General features: G+C 37.9%; 15 protein-coding genes. 9 read left to right on the top strand and 6 right to left on the bottom strand.

Annotated features, from left to right (window positions below; genetic code table 11):
- The first annotated feature begins 196 nt into the window (after positions 1-196).
- Entirely contained in the window at positions 197-1192 is a 996-nt protein-coding gene (locus G500_RS0120645) for an IS110 family transposase (RefSeq protein WP_027003918.1), read from the top strand.
- A gap of 485 nt (positions 1193-1677) precedes the next feature.
- Complete coding sequence (locus G500_RS0120635; protein WP_027003916.1) at positions 1678-2007, top strand: single-stranded DNA-binding protein; 330 nt, start codon at positions 1678-1680, stop codon at positions 2005-2007.
- A gap of 183 nt (positions 2008-2190) precedes the next feature.
- Here the strand turns inward: G500_RS0120635 and G500_RS0120630 are convergent, their stop codons facing one another.
- Positions 2191-2382, bottom strand: coding sequence for a hypothetical protein (locus tag G500_RS0120630; protein ID WP_027003915.1), 192 nt, complete (start codon positions 2380-2382; stop codon positions 2191-2193).
- 198 nt (positions 2383-2580) lie between these two features.
- Here G500_RS0120630 and G500_RS0120625 point away from each other — a divergent pair, with 198 nt between their 5' ends.
- The 6 genes from G500_RS0120625 (at position 2581) to G500_RS25845 (ending at position 4427) form a co-directional block, all read left to right on the top strand.
- On the top strand, positions 2581-3012 hold the full coding sequence (locus tag G500_RS0120625) for a hypothetical protein (protein WP_154657261.1): 432 nt from the start codon (positions 2581-2583) through the stop codon (positions 3010-3012).
- Between the two features lie 66 nt (positions 3013-3078).
- Entirely contained in the window at positions 3079-3312 is a 234-nt protein-coding gene (locus G500_RS26110; RefSeq protein ID WP_027003913.1) for a hypothetical protein, read from the top strand.
- On the top strand, positions 3272-3511 hold the full coding sequence (locus G500_RS0120615; protein ID WP_154657260.1) for a hypothetical protein: 240 nt from the start codon (positions 3272-3274) through the stop codon (positions 3509-3511). The genes G500_RS26110 and G500_RS0120615 overlap by 41 nt, the downstream gene beginning before the upstream one ends.
- A 10-nt stretch (positions 3512-3521) precedes the next feature.
- Complete coding sequence (locus tag G500_RS0120610) at positions 3522-3857, top strand: hypothetical protein (protein ID WP_027003911.1); 336 nt, start codon at positions 3522-3524, stop codon at positions 3855-3857.
- A 1-nt stretch (position 3858) separates the two neighbouring features.
- The gene (locus G500_RS24480) at positions 3859-4278 is read left to right on the top strand and encodes a thermonuclease family protein (RefSeq protein WP_051203981.1); all 420 of its coding nucleotides are present in this window, start codon (positions 3859-3861) and stop codon (positions 4276-4278) included.
- Complete coding sequence (locus G500_RS25845; protein ID WP_154657259.1) at positions 4275-4427, top strand: hypothetical protein; 153 nt, start codon at positions 4275-4277, stop codon at positions 4425-4427. Before G500_RS24480 ends, G500_RS25845 begins: the two co-directional genes overlap by 4 nt.
- 50 nt (positions 4428-4477) lie before the next feature.
- Here the strand turns inward: G500_RS25845 and G500_RS24475 are convergent, their stop codons facing one another.
- A complete protein-coding gene (locus G500_RS24475) occupies positions 4478-4828 on the bottom strand; it encodes a DUF2147 domain-containing protein (protein WP_211220185.1) in 351 nt (116 codons plus the stop codon).
- 262 nt (positions 4829-5090) lie between these two features.
- Here G500_RS24475 and G500_RS24470 point away from each other — a divergent pair, with 262 nt between their 5' ends.
- The gene (locus tag G500_RS24470) at positions 5091-6383 is read left to right on the top strand and encodes a CapA family protein (RefSeq protein WP_161626174.1); all 1293 of its coding nucleotides are present in this window, start codon (positions 5091-5093) and stop codon (positions 6381-6383) included.
- A 32-nt stretch (positions 6384-6415) separates the two neighbouring features.
- On the opposite strand, the gene G500_RS25380 is transcribed toward G500_RS24470, so the two are convergent.
- The 4 genes from G500_RS25380 to G500_RS0120565 form a co-directional block, all read right to left on the bottom strand.
- Positions 6416-7396 (bottom strand): thioredoxin family protein, encoded by a 981-nt coding sequence (locus tag G500_RS25380; protein WP_051203976.1) that lies wholly within the window; start codon positions 7394-7396, stop codon positions 6416-6418.
- 61 nt (positions 7397-7457) lie between these two features.
- Complete coding sequence (locus tag G500_RS0120575; protein ID WP_027003910.1) at positions 7458-8117, bottom strand: HAD family hydrolase; 660 nt, start codon at positions 8115-8117, stop codon at positions 7458-7460.
- Between the two features lie 4 nt (positions 8118-8121).
- Entirely contained in the window at positions 8122-9060 is a 939-nt protein-coding gene (locus G500_RS0120570; protein ID WP_027003909.1) for a DUF4340 domain-containing protein, read from the bottom strand.
- A 15-nt stretch (positions 9061-9075) separates the two neighbouring features.
- Positions 9076-9597: a DUF2480 family protein gene (locus G500_RS0120565; protein ID WP_027003908.1), complete on the bottom strand. Its 522-nt coding sequence runs from the start codon at positions 9595-9597 to the stop codon at positions 9076-9078.
- Positions 9598-9613: the final 16 nt, after the last annotated feature.

Here is a 9613-nt window from a genome sequence, read left to right as displayed (position 1 = left end):
GGCTTACGCCTTTTTCTTTGCGAATTTGTCGCAATTTAGCCAATATCTGTTCTGTATTCATAGAAAGCAAATATATTAAGAATATGGATTGTATCATGGGCTTGTAAATTTTTTTTACATTTTTTTGGTTGGACACTTGCAAAGGTAAAAAATATTTGATAGTTTTGCAAGACATTGTAAAGAAAATCTAACATCTATGTTTTGGATAGGATTAGACATTTCAAAAGAGAAAATCGATTACGCCTTCCCAAATCCTAAAAATATGGGACATTATCTGCGTACAGGTAGGATTAACAACAACCTGAAAGGCTACGCAAATTTGGAGCGTATTATCTTGGAAAGTGGTATAAATTTTAATCTTGCTTGTGAAACAACAGGCATTTATAGCTTTCCAATTATGGATTATTTTAGCTCTCGTGGCTATCATTGTAACGAAATTCATGCTTTTTCTATCGCGTCTTATAAAAAAACAGTATTGCAGCGCAATAAGACCGACAAAGTAGATGCGAAGGAAATTAGTGATTACGCACACCGTTACAAAGATAAATTAGTTCGTCCCTATGTGGCTCGAACTGCTAACCTTATTGAGTTGGGTTTGCTTATCCGAACAAAAAAACAACTTGAAAAAAGAGATAGAGCCTTAAATAATATTTTAGAGGCTTATGGTTTTGTGCAGGATAAATTAGAAAATATAACCTTTGAATATGCCGACAAGGGTTTGCGTTCTCTCATTTCTAATAATCAAGCCTACAAAAAGAATTTTGATAAGGGAATTTCTCAATATTGCAAAGAAAATTTTGCAGCAACATACGAAGCCTTAAACAGTATTTCGGGTGTTGGTGAGAATACTATTCCTTATCTTATCTATTATACAAACAACTTTACAAGGTTCAATAATCCTCGTGATTTTACTTCTTATATCGGCGTTGTACCAAATTTCTATGAAAGTGGTAGCTCTGTCAAGTATAAAACAAGAATTGCACACAAATCAGTTTGTAATTCTCAATTGAGGGCAGCACTAAGCCAAGCCGCTAATATTGCCATGCGACACAATCCGCAAATTAAAGAGTTAGTTTCAAGGTTAGACCATCTAACTTTTAAACAAAGACTTATCGCAGCCACCAGAAAATTAGCAATACAAGTTTATTTCTGTGGAAAAAATAAAGTTATGTATGACAAAAATCGTCCATAGCAGACAAGCTAAAAGGCTGCAAATCAGGGGATAAATGCGTATTTACTTTGTTAGCAATCTAAGGATTTTATCCGATATGCTGTAAAAGACAGTGCAACCCCTTTTTATTTATTTGGACAATCTGATAATAAGTTCGAGCAATGGATTGAATTTAGCAAGGTTCAGACTATATGCCGCACATGACGATACGAAAGTAAGAACCAAATAACTTGCAGCCTTTTTTTATTATACCCTTTAACTTTTGTCTTATGAAAATCCTTTTTTTACTTGTTTTTGATAACCCTTTCTTTACTTTAACATTCAAAATTTATGAGCAGGAAAAAAAAACGTACCCATAAGCCTTTGACTTCTTTTATTGAAGGCTTAGTAAAATCTTCAAATAGTACAAATTTTGATATTTTACTTTCTTTTGAAGGTAAAATATACACTTTGCCTTCTGATTTGTCTGAAATTTTATTTTACCACCTTCAAAACGAACTAAAAACATGGCAAGTTTAGCAAAAGTAACAATTATCGGCTATATTGGCTCTGCCAAAGCCAAAGAAATCACAGTTAAAAGTACAGGAGAAGTTAAAAAAGTTATTAACTTTTCAGTAGCAATTAACTATAAAAAGCAAGATACAGAATTTGTCGATTGGTATTCTTGCGAACTCTACGCAAATTCTTTTGATGTTGCATGGTTTCAAAGAGGGAAACAAATATACGTTGAGGGTATTTTACGCATTGAAACCTTTGTAAATCAGGAAAATGTAGAGATGACAAAACCAAAAATCTATGTAGATAAATTGCTTTTTATGGGCAAAAAAGAAGATTGAGGCAATTATTTTCTACAAATCTCACTAAAAAAACTAGAGTTTATGAATAATTATAGCCGTATGACTTTTCTTTTTAGGGCAAAAGTTTTCCTGAAATTGTATAGTTCTACGGCTATGGTGAATACGGTTTCTTTTGTTTTGTCTATGTAAGTTCTGATTCGTTCATAAACTCTACTACACCTTTCAAGTGTGGTTTTTTTTTTCTGTTCTATCTAAATAGCTATCAGGATAGCCCCAAGCGTCGAAAATGATTTTGATTTGTGCAGGTGTAAAAAGTGATTTTCCCTTTTCATACATGCCTATTTTCTTAAGCCAAACATTTAAAGTCGGGCGTGAAATACCGTAAAGTTCTGCTAATTGTTTTTTACAAAGCATTTTACAAAAGATTTAGAGAAGTGAAAAAGTGTTTTTTTCAGTGTAGAGCCTATTGTAAAGGCAGAATGAAATAGAATGAAGTTTGTTAGAAAACATTGAAATATACAAAAAAATTAGCAAACGCACAAAAAAAATTCCTTTAATTTTGGCTTTTGAGATTTGCGCTATCTTTTTTTTTCACTCAAATTTATTACAGTTATGTCCTTTATCAATCCAGAACTCGACATTGTGGCACTTTATACCACAGTAGAAGAATGTGATGCGGGCGAAGCTGCGATTGTTGAAGCCTTAAACGAAGCAAATTTTCAATTACTTAGCCTTGCTCGACGCTCGGCTCGTGCGATTGAAATTTCTACGCAAGTAGAAGCTGACTTAGAGGCTGCCCAAACAACTGCCGATAGCTACAATAGCATCATTCCAACCCTACCCGTTGGCTCACCTGTTCGCAAGCAACTCGAAGACGAACTTGTAAAATTGAATTTTAAAGTTTTCAACCTCAACAAACGTGCGGAAAGCATTGGTAGTACTGTGTTGATGATTTTTTCAATTCGCAAGCAAGCCCTCGATACTGAAATTGCACGCTACACAGCAGTACAGGCTGCCATTGTTGCAAAAAGAGCGACCATTTAGGCTTGCTTATCTTTGATATTATTTAGCAGGGGAATGTTATTCCCTTGCTATTTAAACACTCAAATTATGATGGAAATAGTACGCTTTGAAATTGCAGTCTTGATAATGTTGTTTGTTTTGATTATGAGTATTGGTTTGTTATTGTACTTAGTTTGGATTTTTCTTTCTGAATATAAGAGAGATAACGAACATCTCATCAAACGATTAGTAAGGATTGAAACTATTGTAGATACTTTACTTTACAAAGGAGATTTACCTCATGACAGAAAAAACAACAATCGCAAAATTGATAGAGCATGAAAAGGTCGACGACTTTTCTGGTTTGCTCAAAATCAAAAAAAACGGCAATAATGTCCTAATTTTCATCAAAACAAAAGATAAAACTATTTTGATTGCAAAAAATAAAGACTTAGAGCCTTTTTATTCCTGTTTTACAAATGATGGCGAGGAATACGCCGAAGATGTAAATTTGGAATTCAATTTAATTTCCACTTTCTAAACCTTGTTTTATGTTCGGTATTACAATCATCAAACACCGTTACGAACACGACTATTTCGTTTTTGGCATCTATTTGAATGGCTTTCTCTTGTTCGAGGTTAGTTGGGAAGCTGGCGGAGATGCAGTCTTGTATCAAAAAGTAGTAACAAAAGGAAATGTAAAATATCTTGTTCTTTCTTTGGACAAAGAGCCGTTAGTTCCCGAAACTGTTACGCCAAACGAAAAAGCCCCAAGAATTGAACTCACAAAAGAAACTGCACTTTTGTACGAGTTGCCCGCTGATATGGTCGTTGGAAAACAGCAGCAGCCCACTGACGCAGAAAACAAACCTCAAACAATAAAATAGTATGAGGGTTTTAGTTTTAAAAGTTTTGGACGGCGACACTTTCGTCGTCCAATACCATAATTTGCCGATTACGATTCGACTTGCTAATATTGATGTACCTGAACTAAGAACCGATTTCGGTAAAAAAGTGCAGCGTTATCTTTCTGACTTGATACTTTCGCAAGAAGTTGAAATACAAGTATTTAAGAAAGATACTTACGGACGTTATTTAGCAGAAGTACATTTTAAAAATGAAAGTTTAGATGAAAAATTAGTTAGTGAAGGTTTGGCATGGCATTGGGAAAAGTACAGTTTGAAACCAGAACTAACAAATTTAGAACGCTTCGCACAAGACCAAAAAATGGGTATCTGGAGTGAAGAATTTAAAGAAGTCCATTATACCTTACGACACCCACAATCAAAAGAACATTTAGACTTATGAACGAATACAAAAAACCAAATTTTGAACTATCATACGATAAGCTCATGCGAAAAATTATCGTATTTAGTTTATTATTTACAGCTTCTACGCTTTGCATCTCTTTTCTCTTGGTCTTGCTTTATGGCATCAAAATTGCATTCTTCCAATAATCGCACCTTGTCAAAAAAAGCCCAAAATCTTACATCAGAAAATGGGCTTTTTAGTAATAAGTGTCTTTTTTCATGTCATAGATAATTTCCAAGCCCTCTATGGGCTTGTTTTTCTTATCGCCTGTGCATTTTTCGCAAAGCGGATTGGGTTTGTCGGGGTCAATGACTTTGATAATTTTACCAACAATTTTACCATTTTTTTCATAAATTTCTACAATAGAACGCGCCTTGCCTGTATTGTCGTCTATTGTTTTCCATTTTCCAATAGGGCTAAGGCTTTCATTTTGAGCCAAAAGAGGGGCAGAAAAAGCAAAGGTAGAGAGCAGCACAAAGCCAAGTTGAAGGCAGAAGTGCCTCATAGCAGAAGGCAAAGGCAGGATAAAAAGACAAGATAAGTTCATAAGTTTGAATGAAATAGTGAAAATATTTTTCATAAAATAAAAACCTACCTTCTTTTTTCTGATAGGCTTTCTCTACTCAAAACGCTTATCACGTGCGAATATTTTTTTCTTTGTCGGTAGAAAATTGCCTAACTTTGAAAGCGCAAAAATAGCCTTCTCTTTTTCTACCCTGCAAAATACCAAGTCTATGTCTTTTTTTATGCCCCGTTTTTACGATATACTATTCGTTTTTTTTGCTTTTTTGTTTTTACAATCTGAAATTTTGCTTGCACAAAAAAAAGAAAATATCAAACAAGATACCCTTTCTTTGGTCTTTGTAGGCGATTTGATGGGACACTCCTCCCAATTTTTATACGCACGCCAAGCAGAAGGGGGGTACAATTTTGAACCCTACTTCGAAATGGTCAAGCCCTACCTTTCCGAAGCCGACTTTGCCATCGGCAATCTCGAAACGGTTTTGGCGGGCAAAACGCAAAACTATTCAGGCTACCCCCAATTCAACACGCCCAACGCCTATGCAGACGCGCTAAAAACGGCAGGTTTTGATTTGATAGTTACGACGAATAACCATTCCTACGACCAACTCGAAGCGGGCATTTTGCGCACCTTAGACGAATTAGAAAAGCGAAACCTTACCCCCATAGGCACATATCGCAATGAAAAGGCACAAGACTCGCTCGTTATTTGTACCAAAAAAGGAATTAGCTTTGCACTTTTAGCCTATACACAATTTTCTAATTTGCCTGTGCCTACCTCAAAAAAATATTTGGTCAATCATATAGAAATTGAAAAAATAGAACAAGATATAAAAAAAGCAAGAAAAAAAGGGGCTGAAATTGTTATCATACACCTACATTGGGGGCAAGAGTATCAGACCCTACCCAATGACTACCAAAAAGAAACCACACAGGCAATAATTGCCGCAGGTGCAGATATTATCATTGGCGGACACCCTCACGTTTTACAGCCGATAGAAAAATTTAAGACACAAAATGGCGCAACGCTCGATTCGGGACTTGTGGCGTACTCTTTGGGCAATTTTATTTCGGCGCAATATTGGCGTTATTCTACGGCAGGGGTAATGTTACGACTCGAACTAAGCAAAAAAGAGGGTAAAATTTCACTTTCACGCCTTGCCTGCGTGCCTACTTGGGTTTTGGGTGGGCAAAAGTACGCACCCTTAAAAACTTACAAAGTCTATCCTGCGGGTCTGGAAGCGCGTTTTTCTCAAAATCGTCCGTTGGCACATTGGCTCACTGTTCCTTTTTCTGCAAATTTAGACCTGCTCACGCCTGCGCTTGTGCGCGATATGAAGGAGGCTTATCAGGACAGTCAGCAGATTTTGGCTTTGTATCTAAAAAATCAGGTGCAATGGGATAATTGGCTTGTCAATCCTTTTTTCCAACTCGAACCCAGAAAGCCTACTTTTAATCGCCTTACCACCAAACAAAGTTTGACCTTCACAGAAATAAAACCTCAAAAACAGCCTGTTTTTCAGGCTTTTGCAGGAAAGAAGGCTTCTAAAAAATCTAAAAAAGAAAAAGGAAAGCAATAAAAATTTTTACTATACAAATTAAAAAAAATCGCTTATTTTCCAATCATTACTTTTAGTGTTGCATAAAATTGTCTATGCAATACGCTGCTATTTTGGGGCGAAAGATTCAGAAAACCTTGCTCATACCCAAACGAAGGCTCGAAAGTACCCATCGAAGCACTAAATCCCAAGCGTGCGCCTGCGTCCCATTTTTGCAACGCTTCAAGAGAAAAAGGGGCATTTTCGGCATTTTGCAACTTATCGGCAAAAGAATAACCACCATAAAGGGCAAAATTAAACCAAAAAGGCGACTTACAAGCACCACCATAAACAAAAAGTGGGTGATTGTATTGTACATCAAGCGTTGCAAAATTTCTATTTAAAATATAATTTTCATCAAATTTTAAATTTCTTCGTTGGTATAAAAAGTGAATAGAAAATGTCTTGTTCGCTCGCCAATGATAATTGAGCAACAAACCTGCCTGAAAAGAGGAAGTCCATTGCGGCTGCCAATGGCTTGGCGTTTGCGCCTGCGTTAGTGCATAACCCACTAAAACGCCCTTAAACCACTGATAATCAAGCACATTTTTATAGATGCGTACAGTTTCTTGCTCCTTGTGGTAGTCTTTTTCTAAAAACGAAACCGCCTGCGAAGGGGTGAGATAGCCATTGTGCAGAGCCAATATTTTGTCTTCTTCATAAATCAGCAAAACGGGAATGCCGCCTCCTTTTAAATTGAAGTGTCTGATGAGTTTGTCTCCAAAGGGCGTGTCGATGTCGGCTTCTATCCAAAGGTAACGCGCCTCGACGATTGCTTCTACTGCTGGCTCTTCGAAAGTGCCTTTTTTAAGTTTGAGGCAGGGCGCACACCATTTGGCAGTAAAAAAGATAAGCAATTTTTTGTTTTCTTCTTTTGCTTTTTTTTGATAGACTTCCAAACTATCCTTAACCGCAGGGAAAGCCTCCTGTGCCAAAAGTGGCTTAAAAAATCCTATTAGCAAGAAAACTAACAAGAGAAGTAGCTTTTTTTGCATCTTACTATATTTTTGATACGAAACAAAGATAAACAGAAAAAGACAAAAAAGCGCATTTTGCCTAAAAATAATTCAAAATATCATCTCCTTTTTGCACCTGCAACCAAAAAGCCTGCAAGCCTGCCTGCTGCGCACCTGCTATGTGTTGAGGCGAATCGTCTATAAAAAGGGTTTTGGCAGGGTCAAGTTGGTGTAAATCTATTAGGTGTTGAAAGGTTGCGACTTCGGGTTTTCGCTTCCCCAAAAGGTGGGAATAGTGCGCCTGCACAAAAAAATGGTCTAAATTAGGATACAGTGAGCCGTATTGCGCTTGAAAAATTTTATCGAAACGTGCCTTATGAATGGCATTTGTGTTGCTAAGTAAATAAATCTTTTTCTTTTTGCTTATTTCTTTTAAAAGTTCTATTCTTTGAACGGGAAAAGTTTGTAACATGGCGTTCCAAGCGTCATCGATGCGCTCATCTGTGATGGGTTCTTTCTGAATAGCCTGCGTTTGTGCCATTTGGCGGATATGCTCGCGAAAAGTTTGCGGCGAAATAGCCCCAATTTCGAAGGCATCAAAAAGGGTAGTTTGTTTGGTTTGGGTATAAAAATAATCAAAGTCGAGATGCAGCAGTTGTTCGAAGGCACGATTGGTAGCTTTGTAATCCAAATCGAGCAAGACACCACCTAAGTCGAAGATAATTACTTCGAGCCTGTCAAGAGAAGGGAAAGAAGTCATAGCGTTATTTTTGTATAAAATCTTGCCTTTTGGCTAAATAATATTCCAAGCGACGGTAGTCAAAAATGACTAATTCAGGCGAAACGCTCTCTTGTTTTCGCTCGATGATGCCATAGATGTTGCCTTTTTCAGGTACATAGATGCTCACCTTTCCTGAATAGGTAGGATTTAGGTCGGCAAGGGTAAAGCTAACAAAGGGGGTAAGTTGGGACACCGAATCCCTTAGTAAATCGTTGTAAAGGTACTCTTCGGCTTCAAAATTTCCAAAAAGAGGCAAATATTGAAACAAAAAAGCCGTATCGAGCATTGCCACGCCTTCTACCTGATAGCCAAAATCGGTATAATTGATTTTAAAACTCTCCTCGGGTTTCTGAAAATACTGCACCTCTAAGGATTGAAAGGTGTTGGCAGAGGTTTTGAGCAGGCTTCGGTCGCGCCATTCGTAATCTTTGCGCTTGAAGATGTCGTGCAAAGGCACGTAGTAGCCGGGCAGATGGACGATATACATGTCGCCCCCCTCAAACATGGCATAGGCTTCACCTTCATACTCCCAAATAGCAAAACTTTTGAGAAGTTTGTCTTGGGTAAAATAGCGCACCGTAACGCCATTTTTGAGATACGCATTGGCGGCAGCATCACTGACCGAAGCCGAAACGCCCCGCTTGATTTCCATCTTTTGCAATACCTTCAAAAGCGATTGAAACATCTCCTCGTCTGCCCAATAGTGGTTATTGACCTGCCAAAGCCCCTCCGCCTTTTTGTCAAAAAAAAGCTCTTCTCCGAAAGCGATTCGCGTCAGCGCGGTAGTGTCCGATAGGGCAAAAGCATCAGGGGTGAGGCTCTGTTCGTCTTTTGAAGCCGAAGAGGAATCGGTTTGCCAAAGCAATACTATCGCAACCAAAAGCAAGACCGCCACCAGCGAGAGAAGTTTAATTTTTGTCATGGGTAGGATAAAAGATTATTGAGCAGGGCTTTTTTTATAGAGTGGCACAGAGCTGCACGCCTCTCCAAACATCAATAGTTTGGCAATCGGGGCAAGGCGGCGCATTGCCTCCACATAAACCGCCGTCGGAACTTGTTTTTCAGAACAACCCTTGATAACGACTTTTTTATCTCTAAAATCTTCCCAGACCACTGTTTCAAGTTTTTTGAGGTACAAATGCGTTTCTAAGGCTTGCATATCGCCAAAGATAACCGTTTGCGCCACCTTTTGCAAGTGTGCTGTCAGGATAAGATATGCCCAAGTGGGAATAATGGCATCTGCACTACAAAAAAGGGCAACGTGCTTGCCGCGATAGGCTTCCCAATCGTGTGTCTTGACAAATTCGCGAAGGTCTTTTTCTCTCAAAATCAAACCCTGAAAGAGATTTTGCGCCAAATCGTAAGTCGTGCGCTCGCCTATTGGATAATACTGTTCTAAATCAAAGGTAATAATAGAACTTTCTTGCAAACGATTTTGTAAAGGAGTAGGAGTTTCCATGTTTGATTCGGAAAAA

This window comes from Hugenholtzia roseola DSM 9546 (assembly GCF_000422585.1).
Taxonomy (GTDB): Bacteria; Bacteroidota; Bacteroidia; order Cytophagales; family Bernardetiaceae; genus Hugenholtzia; species Hugenholtzia roseola.
The sequence above is the reverse complement of the archived record's forward strand: the minus strand, read 5'-3'. Positions and strand labels throughout refer to the sequence as shown.

Coding starts and splice junctions, on each gene's coding strand:
- G500_RS0120645 (WP_027003918.1), top strand. CDS start 197: ATGTTTTGGATAGGATTAGACATTTCAAAAGAGAAAATCGATTACGCC.
- G500_RS0120635 (WP_027003916.1), top strand. CDS start 1,678: ATGGCAAGTTTAGCAAAAGTAACAATTATCGGCTATATTGGCTCTGCC.
- G500_RS0120630 (WP_027003915.1), bottom strand. CDS start 2,382: ATGCTTTGTAAAAAACAATTAGCAGAACTTTACGGTATTTCACGCCCG.
- G500_RS0120625 (WP_154657261.1), top strand. CDS start 2,581: ATGTCCTTTATCAATCCAGAACTCGACATTGTGGCACTTTATACCACA.
- G500_RS26110 (WP_027003913.1), top strand. CDS start 3,079: ATGATGGAAATAGTACGCTTTGAAATTGCAGTCTTGATAATGTTGTTT.
- G500_RS0120615 (WP_154657260.1), top strand. CDS start 3,272: ATGACAGAAAAAACAACAATCGCAAAATTGATAGAGCATGAAAAGGTC.
- G500_RS0120610 (WP_027003911.1), top strand. CDS start 3,522: ATGTTCGGTATTACAATCATCAAACACCGTTACGAACACGACTATTTC.
- G500_RS24480 (WP_051203981.1), top strand. CDS start 3,859: ATGAGGGTTTTAGTTTTAAAAGTTTTGGACGGCGACACTTTCGTCGTC.
- G500_RS25845 (WP_154657259.1), top strand. CDS start 4,275: ATGAACGAATACAAAAAACCAAATTTTGAACTATCATACGATAAGCTC.
- G500_RS24475 (WP_211220185.1), bottom strand. CDS start 4,828: ATGAACTTATCTTGTCTTTTTATCCTGCCTTTGCCTTCTGCTATGAGG.
- G500_RS25380 (WP_051203976.1), bottom strand. CDS start 7,396: ATGCAAAAAAAGCTACTTCTCTTGTTAGTTTTCTTGCTAATAGGATTT.
- G500_RS0120575 (WP_027003910.1), bottom strand. CDS start 8,117: ATGACTTCTTTCCCTTCTCTTGACAGGCTCGAAGTAATTATCTTCGAC.
- G500_RS0120570 (WP_027003909.1), bottom strand. CDS start 9,060: ATGACAAAAATTAAACTTCTCTCGCTGGTGGCGGTCTTGCTTTTGGTT.
- G500_RS0120565 (WP_027003908.1), bottom strand. CDS start 9,597: ATGGAAACTCCTACTCCTTTACAAAATCGTTTGCAAGAAAGTTCTATT.